Source organism: Streptomyces sp. AC602_WCS936, from assembly GCF_019049125.1.
Classification (GTDB): domain Bacteria; phylum Actinomycetota; class Actinomycetes; order Streptomycetales; family Streptomycetaceae; genus Streptomyces.
The window spans coordinates 144,075-161,533 of sequence record NZ_JAGMUF010000008.1 but is presented as its reverse complement, the minus strand read 5'-3'; the positions used below and the strand labels follow the sequence as shown (position 1 = coordinate 161,533).

The following is a 17,459-nucleotide window of genomic DNA, read 5'->3' as shown; positions in this document are numbered from 1 at the left end:
TTCGCCGCATGGTCAGTTCATCCCACGAGGCGCTGCACCGGATCTTCCAGGAGGATCCGGCGCTCTTCGCCCGTGCCGTCAAGGCGCTCGGCGTCTCCTTCGCCGAACCGGTCTCCGTGGTACCACTCACCACCGACCTCACCGAGAACCGCCCGGTGGAACGGCGCGTCGACACGCTGCTGCGGATGGAGACCGGCGACAACGGCAGCTTCCTGCTCGCCGTCGAGTCGCAGGGCAAGCAGGACCGCGACAAGCCCGCGAGCTGGGCGTACTACTTGTCGCACCTGCACGCCAAGTACCGGCTGCCCCCGGTCCTGCTGGTCGTCTGCGCCGACCGGCGTACGGCCGCCTGGGCGTCCCGGGAGGCCGACATCGGCCCACCGCAGTGGCCCTCGCTCACCGTGCGGCCACTGGTCCTCGGGCCGGACCAGCTGCCCGTGATCGACAGCCCCGACGAGGCGGCGCGCGACGTCCCGCTGACCGTGCTGTCGGCGGCGCTGCACCGCCGGGACCCGGACGCCGATGCCATACTGAAAGCGCTGGCGTCGGCCCTGAAGGGCCTGTCGGCCGACGACGAGAACACGGCAAGCATCTTCATCGAGCTCACGGAACAAGGCCTCGGCAAGACGCCGGCCGCGGAACTCTGGAGGCAGATCATGGCCGCCGACCTTTCCTTCTTCCAGTCGGAGACTGCGCAGAGCCTCAGGGCCGAGGGGCGTGCCGAAGGGCGTGCCGAAGACATTCTGCTGTTGTTGGAGCGTCGGGGTGTTGTGGTGTCCGAGGCAGAGCGGGCGAGGATCGCCGGGTGTGGGGATCTGGATGTTCTGGGGGTCTGGTTCTCGCGGGCCGTCACGGCCTCTTCGGCGGCTGAGGTGTTCGGGGAGGGAAAGTGAGCCGCAGGGCCGTGGACCTTTCCTTCTTTCAGTCGGAGACTGCGCAGCGTCTCAGGGCTGAGGGACGCGCTGAGGGACGTGCCGAGGGGCTCGCCGAGGGACGCGCCGAGGGCATTCTGCTGTTGTTGGACCGCCACGGCGTCGAGGTGTCCGAGGAAGAGCGGGCGAGGATCGCCGGGTGTACCGACATGAGTGTGCTGGACGTCTGGTTCCCCCGGGCGATCACGGCCACGTCGGCGGCGGAGGTGTTCGGAACCGAAGGGGACTGAGCCGTTGTGCGGGAGTACGGGGTCACTCCCGTGTTCCCGCCAGTCTCACCGCCCCGCGCCGCAGTGCCAGGGCCGCCGGCAGCACCGACGCGATCACCGCCAGTACCGCGCAGGTACCGATCATCCCGGCGAGGGCCGTCCACGGCAGGTCGGGAGTGCTGTGTACGGACAGCAGGCGCAGTGCGCCCCACATCCCGGCGAGGTTGAGGCTGGCCACGATCAGTCCCAGTACCGCGCCGACCGCCACGACCGTCAGCGACTCCGCGCCGGTCAGCCGTAGTACCTGCCACCTGGTGGCACCGGCCAGTCGCAGTACGGCCAGGTCGCGCACCCGGTCGGAGGTGGCCATCGCCATGGTGTTGACCAGGGAGATGCCGGTGTAGAGCAGGGCGATGCCGAGGACCAGGAGGAGGCCCGCCCGGGTGGTGCTGTTGGTCTCGGGGTGCGCGGACGCCAGCCATGCGGCCCGGTCCGACACCTGACCGCCCGCCGGTCCCACCGCCCCGCGCAGCGCCTCGGCCACCGCACCGGCGTCCGCGCCGCCCGCGACGGTGACGTCCACCCGGTCGACCGGCGCGCCCGGCGCGTTGGCGGAGGTGACGTAGACCCCGTTGCCGCCGGTGCCGGTGGTCATCACGGCGGCGATGCGCAGGGTCCTCTCCGTGCCGTCGCCGAGCCACACCCGTACGCGCTCGCCGACGGAGTGCCGCTCCCACTCCTCGTTGACGATGATCGAGCCGTCGTCCAGGTCGGTCACCTTCCCCGCCGCGAGCGGCAACCGGGTGGTGGCCGCCAGCGCGGCGGGGTCGGCGACGGCACGCGCGTCGGACCCGATGAGGGCCACGCCGTCCTCCAGGACGTACACGGCGGTCGAGGAGGCCGGGGAGACGGTGGCCGCTCCCGGCACCGCGCGCAGCCGGTTCACCGTCGTCGCGTCGAAGCCGGTGCCGTCCGGCGCCGTGACCACGAAGTCGGCGGCGGTCCGCTCGCGCGCCTCGGTCGCGCCGGCCTCGTTCAGGGTCGCGGTGGCACCGAGGAGCGAACCCGCGAGGGCGACCGTCACCAGTACCGGTGCCGCCACGGCGGCCGTGCGGCGGGTCCCGGCGGCGGCGTTCTCCCGCACCAGCATGCCCGCCGCGCCGGGGAGCCGGGCCGGCAGCCAGGTCAGCAGCCGGGTCAGGGGCCGCACCACGACGGGGGCGAGCAGCGCCGCCGCGCTGATCAGCAGCATCGGGCGGCTCACGTACGTCTTGCGGTGCAGGAGGCCTCCGGGGTCGCCGGCGAGGGCGACGGCGAGCGTCACCAGCGCGGTCAGCAGCAGGGCCGCACCGCACAGCCACCGTCCCCGGGTCATGGCCCGGGTTTCCACGGACGCCTCGCGCAGTGCTTGCGTGGGGGCGGTCCGGCCGGCCCGCCAGGACGCCGCGACCACGCCGCCCAGGGCGACGAGCAGCCCCGTCCAGAAGGCCAGGTGGTACGGCCACGTGTGGTCGCCGATGGTGAACCAGGCCGGTGCCAGGCCCTCGTCGACCACCCATGCCGCCAGGTGCGGGGCGCCGTACGACCCGAGCGCGCAGCCGGCCGCCGACGCGAGGACGCCCACCGCCAGCCCCTCGGCCAGCACCGTCCGGCGGACCTGCCCGGGTGTGGCCCCGGCGGTGCGCAGCAGTCCGAACTCCCGCCGCCGCTGCGCGACCGCGAAGGCGAAGGTCGACGCCACGACGAACACCGACACGAAGGCGGTGACGCCGCCGGCCGTGCCGAACAGGGCGTTCATCGCGGTCAGCGCCTCGCTGTCCCGCTCGGGACCGGCGTCGGCGTACCGGCGGTCGTCCCCGGTGAGCACCCGCACCCCCGCGCTCCCGCGCACCGCCTCCCGCACCGCCGACGGGTCCGCGTCGACCACGAGCTGGAGGCTGACCGGGGAGAGCCGGGCGGCCTGCGCGTCGGTGTAGAAGACGGCGTTCTCGAAGCCGCGGTCCGGCACGGTGCCCACGACCTCGACGACGCCCCGGTCCGTACGGAGCCGCTCGCCGGGCGCGGCCCAGCCGCCGCTGACGACGACCTCCCCGGCGGCGCGCGGCGCGCGGCCCGCGTCGATCTCGTACGGGGCGAACGCGGCGACGGACCACGGGTGCCCCACCAGGCCACCTGGCCAGTCCTCGGTCTGTTCTCCGGGCCCGCCCGCAACACGCACCGGGAAGGACCGGTCCTCGACGACCCGGCCGAGCCGTCGCAGCTCGGCGACGGTCCCGGCGGGCACGGCACGCGGCCGGGCGAGCTTCTCCGTACGGTCGCCGGCCGGCGTCGGCACCCGCAGCGTGTCCTGCCCTTGGACCACGACGGGCGCGGCGGCGAACCGTTCCGGTGCCCGGTCCGGCGCGGCCGACGAGGAGGCGAGCGCCAGTCCCGTCACCGCGAGCAGCGCGACCCCCAGGCACAGGGCGACGAAGCTGCCGGTGAAGGTGATCCAGCGGGAGCGCAGGGTGTGGAGGGTGACGGTCAGCACGGGGCGGCCTCCAGCCGGGTCATGCGGGTGGCGATGGCGTCGGCGCCCGCACCGGTCAGCTCGCCGTCCGGCCGGCCGTCCACGAGGAAGACCACCCGGTCGGCGTAGGACGCGGCCACCGGGTCGTGCGTGACCATGACGACCGTCTGGCCCTCGCGGTCGACCATGTCGCGCAGCAGGGCCAGCACCTGGCGGCCGGTCCGCGAGTCCAGGGCGCCGGTCGGCTCGTCGGCGAACAGCACCTCGGGGCGGGTGATCAGGGCGCGGGCCAGGGCGACGCGCTGCTGCTGGCCGCCCGACAGCTCCGTGGGCCGGTGCCGGGCGCGGTCGGCCAGGCCGACCCGGTCCAGCGCCTCACGTACCCGGGGCCGGGAGGGGCGGCGGCCGGCCAGGCGCAGGGGGAGCGCCACGTTCTGCGCGGCGGTCAGGGACGGCAGCAGGTTGAACGCCTGGAAGACGAAGCCGATGCGCTCGCGGCGCAGCAGGGTCAGCCGCCGCTCGCTCAGCCCCGTCAGTTCCGTGCCGCCGACGACCACCGACCCCGACGTGGGCCGGTCCAGGCCGGCGGCGCACTGGAGCAGCGTCGACTTGCCCGAGCCGGATGGGCCCATGACGGCGGTGAAGGTGCCGCTCGGGAAGTCGAGGGAGACCTCGTCGAGGGCCGTCACGGCGCTGTCGCCGGACCCGTACCGCCTGCTCACGGAGCGCAACTGGATCGCGTCGTCGGTCACTCGTACCCCACCCGTCGTTCGGATTCTCGGTGCCTCCAGCCAACCGCGCGGGGCGGCACCGGCGCAGTGCGGCAGGGGCGAGAACGGGGGTATGGCCGGCCATACCCCGATCACTCCTCCTGGGCCGATGGCCCCGCCGCGCACCGCGGTCCTACGGTGATCCGCATGCGCCCTCGAAACGTGTGGCAGGCCATGTCCGCCCCCGGCTTCCTGCTGTCGGCCTGGCCCTGGCGCGCCGTCGCCCACCTGTTGACCGGCGCGGTGACCGGTGCCGTGACCCTGGTGGGGCTGGTGGTCGCGGTGACCGTCGGGGGAGTCCTCTCCGTCGTCGTCGTGGGGCTCCCGCTCCTGGTGCTCACCGCCCTCGCGGGCCTTCCCGTGGCCCGCCTGGAAAGGCTCCGGCTGCGCCTGGCCGACGACGCCCCCGCCCCCGGCCGGCCCCGGCGGCAGCCCGCCGCCACCGGCCCCTGGCCCTGGCTCACCACCCGCCTGCGCGAGCCCGCGACCTGGCGGGACCTGGGCCACGCCCTGCTGCTCGCCACCGTCCTCTGGCCGCTGGACGCCCTCCTCGTCACCGCCGCCCTCACCTTCCCGCTGGCCACCGCCGCCACCCCTCTCCTGATGGCCACCGTCGGCGACGGCGAGGAGGCCAAGGTGCTCAAGCTGTGGACGGTCACCACCTGGCCGGCGGCGTTCGGGGTGGCGGTGCTCGGGCTGCTGTCGCTCATCGTGTGCGCGTACGCGCTGGGCCTGGCGGCGGGCGCACGCGCCGCCCTCACCCGCGTACTCCTGGGCGGCCCGCGCGACGCGGACCTGGACGCACGCGTCGTCGAACTCACCCGCTCCCGCGTCCGGTTGGTGGACGCCTTCGAGGCCGAACGCCGCCGGATCGAACGCGACCTGCACGACGGCGCCCAACAGCGCCTGGTCGCCCTCACGATGACGCTGGGCCTGGCCCGCCTCGACGCGCCGCCCGGCCCGCTCGCCGACCAGCTGGCCAAGGCCCACGGGGAGGCGGGCCGGGCCCTGGAGGAACTGCGCGAGCTGATCCACGGCATCCACCCCAAGGTCCTCGCCGACCACGGCCTGGCGGCGGCCGTCGACGACGCCGCCGACCGCTCCGCCGTCCCCGTGGACGTGCGCCTGGAACTGCCCGGCCGGCTGCCCCAGGCCGTCGAGGCCGCCGCCTACTTCGTCGTCTGCGAGGCCCTCGCCAACGTGGCCAGGCACAGCGGCGCCGACCGGGCCCGGGTGGCCGGCGGGCACCGCGACGGCCGGCTGCACCTGGAGATCCACGACGACGGCCGGGGCGGCGCCGAGGCAGGTACGGAGGCCCGTACCGGTACGCAGGCCCGTGGGGGCAGCGGTCTGACCGGGCTCGCCGACCGGGTGTCGGTCCTGGATGGCAGAATCTCGCTGTCCAGTCCGCCGGGCGGACCGACCCTGTTGCGCGTGGAGATTCCTTGCGAGTGGACCGAACGCTTCGCGTAGTACTGGCCGAGGACGGCGTCCTGCTGCGGGACGGTCTGGCCGGTCTGCTCGCCCGTTTCGGCCACGAGGTCGTGGCGTCCGTGGGCGACGCGGAGGCGCTGGTCGCGGCCGTCGGCGAACACGCCCCGGACGTCGTCGTCACGGACGTCCGCATGCCGCCCGGCTTCCAGGACGAGGGCCTGCGCGCGGCGGTGGAGCTGCGTCAGCGGCGTCCCGGCCTGCCCGTGCTCGTCCTCAGCCAGTACGTACAGCGCTCCTACGCCGCCGAGTTGCTGGACTCCGGCGACGGCACGGGCGTCGGCTACCTGCTCAAGGACCGCGTCGGCCAGGTCGAGGAGTTCATCGACGCGCTGGCCGGCGTGGCGGACGGCGGCACGGTCGTCGACCCGGAAGTGGTACGCCAGTTGCTCCGCCGCCGCCGGGACCCCCTGGAGCGGCTCAGCCCGCGCGAGCGGGAGGTCCTGGCGCTGATCGCCGAGGGCAGGTCGAACGGCGCGATCGCCCGCCAACTCGTCGTCTCCGAGGCGGCCGTGGGCAAGCACATCGGCAGCATCCTCACCAAGCTCGACCTGCCCCCGGCGGACGACACGCATCGCAGGGTGCTGGCGGTACTGGCGTTCCTGCGGGCGTGACGCCGTGGGGGGATCGCGCACGTGTACTGGTTCGGTCACGAACCCCACACGACTCTGCACTTTTCCTACGAGTGACGGCACGATTGATCGCCGCACCCCCGTGCCGCGCCCCACTCGCCACTTGTCACTCGTCGCCCGGAAAGTGAGTCCGTGAGTACCGTCCCGCCTCCCGACCGCCCCGACGACGACCCGGCCCCGTCCTCCCTCTCGGACGAGCAACTGGAGTCCTTCCTGCGGGATGCCGCGGAAGGCGGTGGCGCCGCCGCGCCCAAGGAGCCCTCCGCCCGTGCGCGGATGGTGGCCCGGCGCCTGCGGGAGGAGGACGAGGCCGCGCGGCGCGCCCGCGGTGGCCGCAAGAGGGGAGACCAGAGCCCGCCGCCCGCCGCCCTGCCGGGATGGCGTACGGGACCGCCGACGCGGCTCGGCAACGGCGGCTCCCGCCGGCGCCGCGTGGGCGCGGTCGTCGCGGTGCTGGCACTGGCGCTGTTCGCGGTCGTCGCCGTACGCCCCTCACTGGTGACGGACCTGCTCCCCGGCGGTGACGACGGCGCGAACGGACCGCTGGCCGCCGAGACCGCGCAGCCGACCGGCGCTCCCGCGGACCCCGCCCAGTCGGGGCGGGCGACACGCGAACACCCCTTCCGCGGTTCGCCGGCCGAACGGTGGGCCGAGGGCGCCGACGCCATCGAGCTGCCGCAGGCGAAGGCGCTGGCCGGCATGAGCGAGGAAGACGTGGCGTTCGCACTGCGCCGCACCAAGGAACTCCTGGTCGCCGCCAACCTGGACCCGGCCGTACTGCGCGGCGCCCACCCGGAGAAGGCGCTGTCCGTCCTCGACCCCAAGCAGCCGGAGCTGCTGCCGAAGCTGCGCCGGTCACTGCGGCAGCCGGACGAGGAGAACGACCCGCTCCTCCTCTTCACCCGCTTCGACCCGGACGAGGCCCGCCTCGCCGGTGACGTGGTCAAGGTGCGGGGCCGTATGACGGTGTCCGCCGGTGAGCCGGGCGTCGTGAAGGTCGACGCCGACTACACCTTCGTCTACCCGCTGGTCCGGGCGGACGGGGACGACGGGCAGGTGGCGCGCACGATCGTCCGCCGCGCACTCACCCTGACGCTGAACGACCCGGCCAGGTGGGAGGTGACCGAGGGCAAGCTCCTGATGGAGAAGTACTTCTCGGAGTTCGGCAACACCAGCTGCGACAGCCACGACGGCTACCTGCACCCCGGCTTCGGCGGCGACGGACCGTCCGGTGAGCGTCCCACCGGCCCCCTGACGGACCCGTACGACCGCAGCCGGCCCCTCACCGAGTCCGATTCGGGCGGCTGCGGCACGGTCACCCGCACCTGACCCCGGTCGGCCGTACGCCGACACGACCGGGCCCGGGCGCTCTCCCTTCGCGCGCCCGGGCCCGTCCCCGTCGTCCCCGTGGGCCGTACCCCCCCGCGGGCCGTCCCAGGGGACCGTCCCCCGTGGGTCATTCAGCCGTTCACACGCGCTGCCACAGCGCCGGAACGTTCGGCGGCTCCCAGCCCGGGTAGGCCTGGTGCCCCTGGATGCAGCGGTAGGTGGCACCGCCGTACGTCACCGTGTCGCCCGGCTGGTAGACGGTGCCGGCCGCCCAGGTGCCGCCCTCACCGGGCGGCGGGTCGTCGGGGCCGCCGTCGTCACCGGTCGTCTTCAGGGTGAGCCCGTAGTTCTGGAGCAGCGGGTTGATCGGCTGGAAGAACGTCGTGCCGCCGGTGCGGCAGTCGCCGGAGCCACCCGAGGTGACGCCCTGCGCCTGGCTGCCGGAGATGTACGAGCCGCCGGAGTCGCCGGGCTCCGCGCACACCGTGGTCCGGGTGACGCCGCTGATGGTGCCCTCGGGGTAGGTCACGCTGGTGTTGTGCTGCTGGACGGTGCCGCAGTGCCAGCCGGTGGTGGAACCGGAACGGCACACGGACGCCCCGACCGGCGCCTGGGTGGACCCGGTCACCTGGACGTTCTGGCCGCCGGCGCCGCTGACGTACGGGGTCGCCCGCCAGTTGGAGTTGACCGCCACCCACGCCATGTCCCGGCCCGGGAAGACCGAACCCTGGAAGGTGCCCTGCGCCACCCGGTTGGACCCGGTGGTGCTCGCTCCGGTCCGCCCGCAGTGACCGGCCGTGGCGAATCCCTCCTGGCTGCCCTTGGTGACGGGGAAGCCGATCGAGCAGCGCCCGCTGTTGTTGATGTAGTACGCCTCGCCGCCCCGCAGGTCGTACAGCGGACGCGGCTTCTCGGCCGCCTTCTCGACGCGCACGGCTCCGGCGTCGACCCCGGCCGCGTCGACGAGGGCACGGGCGGCGGACGGCCGCGTGGCCTGCACGGTGACCGTGTTCGTCCGTACGTCGACGTACCGGACGGCCGCGTCGGTGGCGTCGCCGCCCCGCTCGGCGGCGGCCCGGTCGATGCGGGCCTTGGCCGCGTCGAGGTCGGCGAGCGAGTGCCGTACGACCTTCGCCACGGCGCCCTTCGCCTCGATCGCGGCGACGTCGGCCGCGTCGGTCGTCGCCACGGTCAGCGTGCCGGACTCGGCGCCCCGCACCCACGCGCCCGCGAAGTCGGCGCCGAGCGCGGCCCGGAGCCGGCCCGCGGTGGCGCCCGCGTCGGCCTCGTTGGCGAGACGGCGCTCGGCCTGCTGCCGGTCGAGACCGAGGTCGCGCTCCATGGCCCGGAGCAGGGCGGGCGGCGCGGCGTCGGTGCGCAGGGTCTCGGCCGCGGTGGGGGCGGAGTCGGCGGGTGCCGTCCCGGCGCTCGCGGAGCCGCTGAGCCCGGCCACGAGCAGGGCGGCCGCTGCCACGGCGGCGGCACCCACGGCTCTGGTGTGTCGGTGACGGTGGGGCATGGGGGATCTCCTCGGTTTCGGTGGGGAGGTGCCGAAACCGTAGGGAGGGCCGACCGTCCGCCGTAAGACGTCGGTCGGCCCTCTCCCCGGCGTTATGGAAGGTCTGGCGGGGGCCTCAGGGCACCCGGTGCGCCGCCATCCACTCGGTGTAGCTGTCGCTGCTCGCCGCCACCCCCGCGTGGGCCATGCGGGCCTGCGCCAGCACGGTCGCGGCGGTGTCCTGCCGCCCGGTCACCGCGTGCCAGCCCAGCAGGTGCCGCCAGGCCAGCGGCGTCCCGGTGAGCGGCCGGGTGACGATGCCGGGCGTCGTCGGGAAGGTCGCCCGGCACAGGCCCACCGCCCGCCCCACCTTCACCAGATGCACCAGCGAGGCGGTGTCCGTCTCGTACATGCGGCGCGGCGTGAACCCGGCACGGGCGCAGGACGCGGTGAAGCAGTCGCCGAAGCAGCCGTCACCGGGCACGCAGGCCCACTCCTCGCCCGCCAGCTCGGTCAGGTCCACCTCGGCGCGCGAGGCGAGCGGATGCCTCTCGGGCACCATCACGAACACCGGATCGACGGCGACCTCCCGCCACACCAGCCCCGACGCGCCGGGCGGCTCGGCCGAACCGCACGTCCCGGCGAGCGCGAAGTCCAGCCGCCCCTCGGCCAGTTGCTCGGCCAGTTCCCGCTCGGACCACGACGTGCAGGTCGTCATCCGGGCGTCCGGCGCCACGTCCGCCAGCCGGTCCACCAGGGCGCCCAGTAAGGGCCCGTGCGTCCCGCCCAGCCGCAGATGCCGTGCCGTCCGCGGCGCCCGCGCGAACCGCGCCGCCTCCTGCTGCAACTCGGTCACCGCGGGCAGCACGATCCGGCTCCGCTCCAGCACCAGTTCCCCCAGCGCGGTCGCCCGCACCCCGTGCCGACCCCGCTCGAACAGTGCCCCGCCCAGGGCCCGTTCGATCCGCTTCAGCTGTGCGCTCAACGCGGGCTGCGCGAGCCCGAGCACCGTCGCCGCCCTGGTGAGGCTGCCGGCGTCGGCGATGGCCCGGACCGTTTTGAGATGCCGCAACTCCAGCTCCATAGGGGGAGCTTGCGACGCCTCGTCAAGGAGGGCAAGAGGCTGGTACAGACCAGTGCGGGTCGGATTTCCCCGGGCGCGTGGGCCGCGTCAGATCCGGTGCACCGTGTGCAGCGTCCTCGCGTACGTCCCGGTGCCGTCGAGGAGCGAGTTGCCGCCCAGGTCGGACATGGTCGGCCCGTTGACCGTCTTGCGGCTGGACAGGAAGCGGCGCCCGCCGACGGTGTCCTCGCCGAGGTAGATGCCGACGTGGTCGGTGGTGGCCACCTCGTTGTCGTCGCCCGAGTCGGCGTTGAACAGGACGAGGTCACCGGGCTGGAGCTGATCGGCCGCGGGCGGCTTCGTGCCGTCGGTGCGGGCGACGCGCACGCCGGGGGAGTGGTCGGCCATGTCCCGGGACCTGCGGGGGAGCCGCGTACCGGAGGAGTCCTGGCCCGCGGCCATCGGCACGCCCATGTGGTAGCCGTAGACCATGCGGGTGTAACCGGAGCAGTCGAGGTTGCCGCCCTGCTTGCTGGACGGGCCGGTGTGGGCGCCGTCCGGGAAGGTCCAGCCGGTGTTCATGTACTCGTGGAAGTCGGCGCCCTCGTAGCGGTACCCCCGCGGGTCCAGGTAGCCGTACCCCGCCTCGCCCATGACCTGCCGCCCCTCGGCCGGACCGGAGCCGGCGACCACCGGGGGCGCTCCGGCGAGGAACATGGCGGCGTGGGCCAGTACGTCCGGGACCGTGGAGCCGGACCAGCCCCGGACCACACCCTCCAGCTCCGGTGTCCAGACGCCGTCGAAGGGCTCGGGCAGGACCCGTACCCAGTCGGAGTGGGTGACGGCCGGCGGCTCCGCCCAGTTCGCCGCGTCCACCTGGAACCGGCTGACGTGCAGGGCGACCGGCAGGTTCGCACAACCGCGGTTGGCGAGCGCGCGCAGGCCGACGCGGCCCTTGCCGAAGGTGGCGTCGGTGACGTCGAAGGACCACGCGGACGGCTCGGTGCCCGCGGAGGGCCACGCCTTGGCCCGGATGCGGGTGCCCTCGCGGCGGACCCGTATCGTCCAGTCGGTGCCCGCCGGGACACCGGAGGCGAGGGCCACCGAGGGGGCGAGCTGGGTGACCGCGTCGTCGACCTCCTTCTCCACGCGGAGCTGCACCGCGCCGGAGGTGGTGAAGGACAGCCGGGCCCGGTAGTTGTTGTGGGTGTTCTGGTAGCCGAACGTGAGGGCGTACGAGCAGGCGTCGCCGGCCGGCACCTTGTCGAACCGCGCGACGGACCGTACGTCCACGTCGGTGATCTCACCGTCCCGGAGGCTGGCGTGGCGGCTGGCGTAGTCGGTGGTGAGGGAGATGATCCCGGTGCCCGGCACCACCGAGTAGTCGGAGTCCACCGGCCCGAGAGTGGACCAGCTCCCCCCGCCCGGCGACGTGCCCCAGTACGCGCGGTCGCCGACGGGCAGCGACGTGTCCGGCAGCGTCCGCGTGAAGTCGTCCACGAAGGGCTTCTTGTTCTCGGTGAACGTCCGCTCCGGTCCCGGCAGAAGTACGGTGCGGGCCCCGTGGGTCAGCAGCGCGACGCGTCTGCCGCCGGAGGTGACCTCGGTACGGGCCGGGGTGCCGGGCAGCACGTTGGCGGTGAGCGAGGACGCCAGCGTGAGGCCGCTGAAGTACGCGGGGTTCAGCGGCGGGAGCGTCACCGAGGAGCGGGCCGCGGCCGACGTGGCCTGCGCGGCGAGCGGAGCGACCGGCGAGGCCGTCGGCGCGGTGGTGCGAGAGGGGGAGGCGGCGGCCGTACCGCCGAGCGGCACTGTGGCGGCCGAGGCCGCGAGGACTGCCAGTACGTTGCGCCGTGAGGTGTGTGTCATACGGCCATGATCGGGCCGGGCGGTGACGTGCCCGTTGCCGGGGCGGGGGAGTTCGCGGCCTCCCCGGCTCACTCCTCTTCGAAGATCTCCTCGGCCTTCGGCACGGTGACGGCGCGGGTGAGCCAGTGGCGCAGGACCTCGGGGTCGTCGCAGGCCGTGACGCGCCTGCGGACTTCGTCGGAGACGTCGAGGCGGCGCTGCTCCAGGACGAGCAGAATGTCCTCGGCCCGGCCTTGGGCGCGGCCTTCGTCGCGGATCTCTTCGGAGATGTAGGACTTGTAGAAGGAGAGGTCCACGGCCACCAGGTTCCTCCAGAGATATTGGGCCGGGCGGTTTCCCAGGCCTTGGGCGGTGAATTCGATGAGCGGGTCTGCTACGTGTTCCGGGACGTCCCGCAGCGCGGTGGACAGGGCTTTCAGAAGATGCGGTGCATCGCCTCGTGGGACGAGCTGACCATGTGGCTTCTTTCCGGGTTCAGGGAAGGGTGGAGGCTGGTGCGCGGCAGTCGCGGCAGCGGGCTTCGCCCTCGGGTGCGCGGAAGCCGCGGTCGCAGCCGTCGCAGTTGCGGAGCGGGTGCCGGACAGGTGGTGGTGGGACAGCCGCCGTGGCGCGGAACGGCGCCGGTGGCGGTAGCCGGTCGGTAAGGCGGTGGGCCAGGAGGGCGGCCGGGCGGCGCAGGGGCTCGTCCGGGAGGCCGGCGGTCAGGGAGCGGCGTACGGCGCCGGGGAGGACATCTCTTTCCAGCCAGGCGGCGACGCCGGGCGCCAGGTGGGCAGTCTCGGCGGCGGAGAGCACCAGGCGGGAGTCGTGTCGGCGCAGGTCGGCGAGGAGATCGGTGGCCGCCCGGAAGAGCCCGGGGACCTTGCAGTCGGGCTGCGGTACGGCGGGGAGCGCCTTGTGGGGGCGGGGTTCGCGGGGGTGGGAGGGGCGGTCCGGGCACGTCGTGGAGGACTCCGCCCGGCGGGCGGCCTTCGGCTGGTTGCAGGAGACGGTGCGGGTGACGATCCGGCCGGTGGACGTGCGTACGCGCTCGCGGCGCAGGTAGCCGTGGGCCTCCAGCTCGCGCAGGGCGGCGGCGATGCGGGTGGCGCCCTCGGGGAAGCGCGCGGTGAGGGACTTGATGTCGGCGCCCGCACCCGTGGGCAGTGACTGGAGGTGGCAGCTCAGGCCGATCGCCAGGAGCGACAGCTCCTTGTGCTGGGTGAGGTGGTTGCCGATCACCACGAAGCGGGTGGTGTGGCGGGCGTTCTCGTGGACGATGCCGCCGCCGTGGTGACGCGTACGGGTCGGGTTGTCGGCAGGGGCTGACTGGGCGCGCGAGGGCGCGTTAGGGTTCTGGGTACCCATCGGGAAGGTTTCCTTTTCCTTGCTTCCTTGGTGGCAGGCCCTCGTATTGGGATGGCAGTCCCGGCGGGGGCCGACGTATGTCTGCGGTCGTTTGCGCTGAGCGTAGGGGAGTTGGGGGTTCGGAAATCCAGCCCAGGCGGCGATGTTCACCCGCCCGGGTGATTACGCGCCTCGGGTGGAAAGGCGGGGCTTGGCGGGGTGCTTTCTCCCCGGGTTCTTTCCTTGGTAGGGCACCGACGGCACCGAAACCTCAGAACGCGGGTTCCGGTGGTGTGCAGAGCAGTTCCGCCCACACGGTCTTGCGCGGAAAACGACCCTCGGTCACTCCCCAGCGGTGCGCCAGCGCCTCCACCAGCAGCAGGCCGCGACCGGATTCGACCTCGGGGGTGGGCCGCTGGGGGTGAGGAAGTTCTTCACCCCGGGTGTCGGTGACCTCGATGCGGAGGGTGCCGCCGACGACGTAGAGGGTGAGCCGGAAATCGCGACCCGGTACGCGTCCGTGGGCGCTCGCGTTGTTGGCCAGCTCGGCGACGAGGAGGCGCGCCGGGTCCAGGGGCAGGCCCCAGGAACGCAGCTGCTCGGTCGCGAGCAGGCGGGCGAGGCGGGCTCCGCGTGGCGTCGGGGACAGCTGCACGCTGAAGTTGCGGACGGCCGTGGAGAGTTCGGCGGATTTCTGGTTCACGTCACTCAGCGTGGCGGTGTGTGCGTACCGTGAGAAGTGACTCAGCGGATGCGTACGGTGACTGTCCGGTTGTTGTCCGGTGGTGTCGGTGCTGTCGGAAGGGGCCTGCGGGTAGGGCGCTGGGGCAAAGCTGCGAGCACGACGAAGGGGTGCGGGATGACGGTCGAGACGGACGAGTCGGGGTGGGAGGTCGACCCGGACGACGAGTGGGGCGTCGCGGTCATCACCACGGTGGGACGGCAGCTGAAGCTCCGCCGGGAGGCGGCGGGGATGCGGGCCGGCGATTTCGGAGTGGCGGTCGGGTACGGGGAGGACCTGGTCTACAAGGTCGAGGGCGGCAAGCGGATTCCCCGCCAGGAGTATCTGGACAGGGCTGACGAGGTGCTGGGGGCCGGTGGGCTCATCTCGGCGGCCTGGGAGGACGTGAAGAAGGTCCGGTACCCGAAGAAGGTTCGGGAGCTGGGGAAGTTGGAGGGCAAGGCGGTCGAGATCGGGGTCTACGAATGCAACATCGTCGCGGGGTTGTTGCAGACGCCGGAGCACGTGCGAGCCTTGATGGAGGCCCGGCAGCCCCCGTACTCCCCGGACGACCTGGAGCGCATGGTGGCCGCGCGGTTGGCTCGGCAGTCCGTCTTCGAACGAGACCCAGCGCCATCGATGCACTTCGTGCTGGAAGAGGCGCCGCTGCGTCGGCGGGTTGGGCGCACAATGGTGTGGCGGCGACAACTCGAACGCCTGCTGGAGGTGGGGCGGTTGCACCACGTCACGCTTCAGGTCATGCCGACGGACACCGACGCCCATCCCGGGCTGGACGGCAGGATCGAGTTGTTGAAGTTCGAGGACGGTACAGCGGTCGGACGCTCCGAAGGAGCGTTCAACGGGCGGCCGATCACCGACCCGAAACAGCTGCGCATTGTTGAGCTGCGGTATGGCACGATCCGAGCACAGGCGCTCTCGCCTCGGGAGTCGCTGGTCTTCATCGAACAACTGCTGGGAGAGACATGACCCGCGAGGCCGAACTGGTCTGGTTCAAGAGCAGCTACAGCGGCGGCACTGACGGAGAGTCCTGCGTCGAGGTCGCCGCAACCCCCGGCACGATCCATGTCCGAGACTCCAAGTACGTGGAAGACGGCGGCCCCCACCTGGCCCTCACCCCGACCACGTGGACGAACTTCCTCCTGTACGCCTCGGAGAGCTGACGACCTCCTGCGTCCCCACCACCGCCAACAGCTCCAGCAACCCCGCGCTGTCCGTCCCCACGGCCGGCGTGAACCAGAGCAACCGCTGCCGTCCGTCCTCGCTGAACAGATGGAGGCAGTTGACCTCGAGCACGCCGAGCACGGGATGGACGAGCCGCTTCCGGTCCTCCCGCCGGACGGCCACGTCGTGGTCGGCCCACAGCGCGGCGAACTCGGGGGAGACGGCGAGCAGCGTACGGATCATCGAGCCGACCTCCGCGTCCTTCGCGTCCCGCCGGGCGGCGGCGGCCCGCAGGTCCGCGACGAAGGAGCGGGACTTGCCCTCGTGGTCGGCCTCCGGATACAGGCGCCGGGCGTCGGGCTCGGTGAACCACCGATGGACGAAGCTGGCCCTGGGCCCCCGGAAACCCGAGTGGTCCCCCAGCAGCGCCACCGCCAGCGGATTCTGTACGAGTGTGACGTGCAGGTCGGTGATCACCTGCGCCGGGGTCGAGGTCATCCGCCCGAGTAGGTCCAGCATGCCGGGGTGGACGTGCGACGCGGCCCCGCCCTGCACGGGCACCGGCCGGTCCGCGAGCCGGTACAGATAGTCCCGCTCGTCGGCGGAGAGCCGCAGCGCCCGCGCCAGCGCGGCGATCATCTGCTCGGACGGCTGGGACCCGGCCCCGCGCTCCAGCTCGTTGTAGTAGTCGACCGACGCGCCCGCGAGCTGGGCGACCTCCTCACGGCGCAGCCCCGGCACCCGGCGTCGCGGGCCGGCGGGAAGCCCGACGTCGGAGGGCCGGATGCGCTCCCGCCGCGACCGCAGGAACGCTCCCAGCTCGGCGTACTTCACAGCGCTCATGCCCTCCATTCTGCGCCGGGCGGGGCCGGTGACCCATGGGATGACATCCCCTGGCTGCGCGGGCCGACCGGCCGCATCGTGGACCCATGACCACGAACCCGAACACGAACACAGTGGCGTCCGCCCGCGTAGCGATCGTCACCGGCGGATCGCGCGGCATCGGCCGCGCGGTCTCGCAGAAGCTCGCCGCCGAGGACGGCCTGGCCGTCGTCGTGAACTACGCCCGCGACGCCGCGTCCGCCGAGGAGACGGTCGCGGCGATCACCGAGGCCGGCGGACGGGCGATCGCGGTAGCGGCGGACGTGGCGGAGGAGAAGGAGATCGCCGCGCTGTTCGACCGGGCGGAGGTGGAGTACGGCGGCGTGGACGTCGTCGTGAACTCGGCCGGCCGGATGACCCTGTCGCCCATCGCCGACCTGGACCTGGACGCCCTGGACGCCATGCACCGCACCAACATCCGCGGCACCTTCGTGGTCGCCCGGGAGGCGGCCCGGCGCCTGCGTGCCGGAGGAAGCTTCGTCGGTTTCTCGACCTCCGTCGTCGGCACGCAGTTCCCGGCGTACGGCGCGTACGCGGCGAGCAAGGGCGCGGTGGAGGCGATGACCCTGATCCTCGCCCGTGAGCTGCGCGGACGGGACATCACTGTGAACACGGTCGCCCCCGGTCCCACGGCCACGGACCTGTTCCTCACCGGCAAGACCGAGGAGCAGATCGACCAGCTTGCGAAGACTCCGCCCCTGGAGCGGCTGGGCACCCCGGAGGACATCGCCGAGGTGGTCGCCTTCCTCTCCAGTCCCGCCGGGCACTGGGTGAACGGCCAGATCCTGCGCGCCAACGGGGGGATGATCTGAGATGCCCTTCGCCCACTTCAAGGTCCCCGAGGGCACCCTCACCCCGGAGGACAAGCGGAAGATCGTCGAACGCACCACCGACCTCTACGCGGAGATCTACGGGGAGCGCGCCCGCCCCACCACCGTCGTCCTCGTCGACGAGGTCCCCGACGGCGGCTGGGGCGTCGCGGGCAACGTCCTCACCGCCGAGATGCTCAACGCGGCCGGCGACTGACGGCCGACGGCGGGTCCGTC

The 17,459-nt window shown here is 73.2% G+C and carries 17 protein-coding genes and 1 pseudogene; 9 read left to right on the top strand and 9 right to left on the bottom strand.

What is annotated here, in order from left to right; all coding sequences use genetic code 11:
• Positions 1-8: 8 nt before the first annotated feature.
• Together KUM03_RS03505 and KUM03_RS03500 are read left to right on the top strand one after the other, a co-directional pair.
• On the top strand, positions 9-893 hold the full coding sequence (locus KUM03_RS03505; protein ID WP_217245506.1) for a hypothetical protein: 885 nt from the start codon (positions 9-11) through the stop codon (positions 891-893).
• 11 nt (positions 894-904) lie between these two features.
• Complete coding sequence (locus KUM03_RS03500) at positions 905-1,162, top strand: hypothetical protein (protein WP_254398758.1); 258 nt, start codon at positions 905-907, stop codon at positions 1,160-1,162.
• 22 nt (positions 1,163-1,184) lie between these two features.
• Here the strand turns inward: KUM03_RS03500 and KUM03_RS03495 are convergent, their stop codons facing one another.
• Together KUM03_RS03495 and KUM03_RS03490 are read right to left on the bottom strand one after the other, a co-directional pair.
• Positions 1,185-3,671, bottom strand: a complete 2,487-nt coding sequence (locus KUM03_RS03495) for an FtsX-like permease family protein (RefSeq protein WP_217245504.1) — start codon at positions 3,669-3,671, stop codon at positions 1,185-1,187.
• Positions 3,665-4,402 (bottom strand): ABC transporter ATP-binding protein, encoded by a 738-nt coding sequence (locus tag KUM03_RS03490; protein ID WP_217245503.1) that lies wholly within the window; start codon positions 4,400-4,402, stop codon positions 3,665-3,667. Before KUM03_RS03490 ends, KUM03_RS03495 begins: the two co-directional genes overlap by 7 nt.
• 165 nt (positions 4,403-4,567) lie before the next feature.
• Between KUM03_RS03490 and KUM03_RS03485 the strand changes: the two genes are divergently transcribed.
• The 3 genes from KUM03_RS03485 (at position 4,568) to KUM03_RS03475 (ending at position 7,872) form a co-directional block, all read left to right on the top strand.
• Entirely contained in the window at positions 4,568-5,893 is a 1,326-nt protein-coding gene (locus tag KUM03_RS03485; protein ID WP_217245502.1) for a sensor histidine kinase, read from the top strand.
• Positions 5,866-6,525, top strand: coding sequence for a response regulator transcription factor (locus KUM03_RS03480; RefSeq protein WP_217245501.1), 660 nt, complete (start codon positions 5,866-5,868; stop codon positions 6,523-6,525). Before KUM03_RS03485 ends, KUM03_RS03480 begins: the two co-directional genes overlap by 28 nt.
• Positions 6,526-6,675: 150 nt before the next feature.
• Entirely contained in the window at positions 6,676-7,872 is a 1,197-nt protein-coding gene (locus KUM03_RS03475) for a hypothetical protein (RefSeq protein WP_217245500.1), read from the top strand.
• Positions 7,873-8,011: 139 nt separating this feature from the next.
• Here the strand turns inward: KUM03_RS03475 and KUM03_RS03470 are convergent, their stop codons facing one another.
• From KUM03_RS03470 to KUM03_RS03445, 6 genes and pseudogenes are all read right to left on the bottom strand, one after another.
• Positions 8,012-9,391 carry a carbohydrate-binding protein gene (locus KUM03_RS03470; RefSeq protein ID WP_217245499.1) on the bottom strand — a complete coding sequence of 460 codons (1,380 nt, stop codon included), beginning with the start codon at positions 9,389-9,391 and terminating at the stop codon, positions 8,012-8,014.
• Between the two features lie 115 nt (positions 9,392-9,506).
• Positions 9,507-10,454 (bottom strand): LysR family transcriptional regulator, encoded by a 948-nt coding sequence (locus tag KUM03_RS03465; RefSeq protein WP_217245498.1) that lies wholly within the window; start codon positions 10,452-10,454, stop codon positions 9,507-9,509.
• A gap of 87 nt (positions 10,455-10,541) precedes the next feature.
• Positions 10,542-12,302 carry an NlpC/P60 family protein gene (locus KUM03_RS03460; protein WP_217245497.1) on the bottom strand — a complete coding sequence of 587 codons (1,761 nt, stop codon included), beginning with the start codon at positions 12,300-12,302 and terminating at the stop codon, positions 10,542-10,544.
• A 68-nt stretch (positions 12,303-12,370) separates the two neighbouring features.
• Positions 12,371-12,724 (bottom strand): annotated as a pseudogene (locus KUM03_RS03455) (hypothetical protein); the annotation flags it as partial.
• A gap of 52 nt (positions 12,725-12,776) precedes the next feature.
• The gene (locus tag KUM03_RS03450; protein ID WP_217245496.1) at positions 12,777-13,649 is read right to left on the bottom strand and encodes a helix-turn-helix domain-containing protein; all 873 of its coding nucleotides are present in this window, start codon (positions 13,647-13,649) and stop codon (positions 12,777-12,779) included.
• A 250-nt stretch (positions 13,650-13,899) separates the two neighbouring features.
• On the bottom strand, positions 13,900-14,331 hold the full coding sequence (locus tag KUM03_RS03445; protein ID WP_217245495.1) for an ATP-binding protein: 432 nt from the start codon (positions 14,329-14,331) through the stop codon (positions 13,900-13,902).
• A gap of 156 nt (positions 14,332-14,487) precedes the next feature.
• On the opposite strand from KUM03_RS03445, the gene KUM03_RS03440 reads away from it, so the two are divergent.
• Positions 14,488-15,336, top strand: coding sequence for a helix-turn-helix transcriptional regulator (locus KUM03_RS03440; protein ID WP_217245494.1), 849 nt, complete (start codon positions 14,488-14,490; stop codon positions 15,334-15,336).
• Positions 15,333-15,530: a DUF397 domain-containing protein gene (locus tag KUM03_RS03435; RefSeq protein ID WP_217245493.1), complete on the top strand. Its 198-nt coding sequence runs from the start codon at positions 15,333-15,335 to the stop codon at positions 15,528-15,530. The genes KUM03_RS03440 and KUM03_RS03435 overlap by 4 nt, the downstream gene beginning before the upstream one ends.
• Here the strand turns inward: KUM03_RS03435 and KUM03_RS03430 are convergent.
• Entirely contained in the window at positions 15,481-16,383 is a 903-nt protein-coding gene (locus KUM03_RS03430; protein ID WP_217245492.1) for a helix-turn-helix transcriptional regulator, read from the bottom strand. The two genes, KUM03_RS03435 and KUM03_RS03430, sit on opposite strands and share 50 nt — an antisense overlap.
• A gap of 77 nt (positions 16,384-16,460) precedes the next feature.
• Between KUM03_RS03430 and KUM03_RS03425 the strand changes: the two genes are divergently transcribed.
• Positions 16,461-17,225 (top strand): SDR family oxidoreductase, encoded by a 765-nt coding sequence (locus KUM03_RS03425; RefSeq protein ID WP_217245491.1) that lies wholly within the window; start codon positions 16,461-16,463, stop codon positions 17,223-17,225.
• Between the two features lies 1 nt (position 17,226).
• Complete coding sequence (locus KUM03_RS03420; RefSeq protein ID WP_217245490.1) at positions 17,227-17,439, top strand: 4-oxalocrotonate tautomerase family protein; 213 nt, start codon at positions 17,227-17,229, stop codon at positions 17,437-17,439.
• The last annotated feature ends 20 nt before the right edge of the window (positions 17,440-17,459 follow it).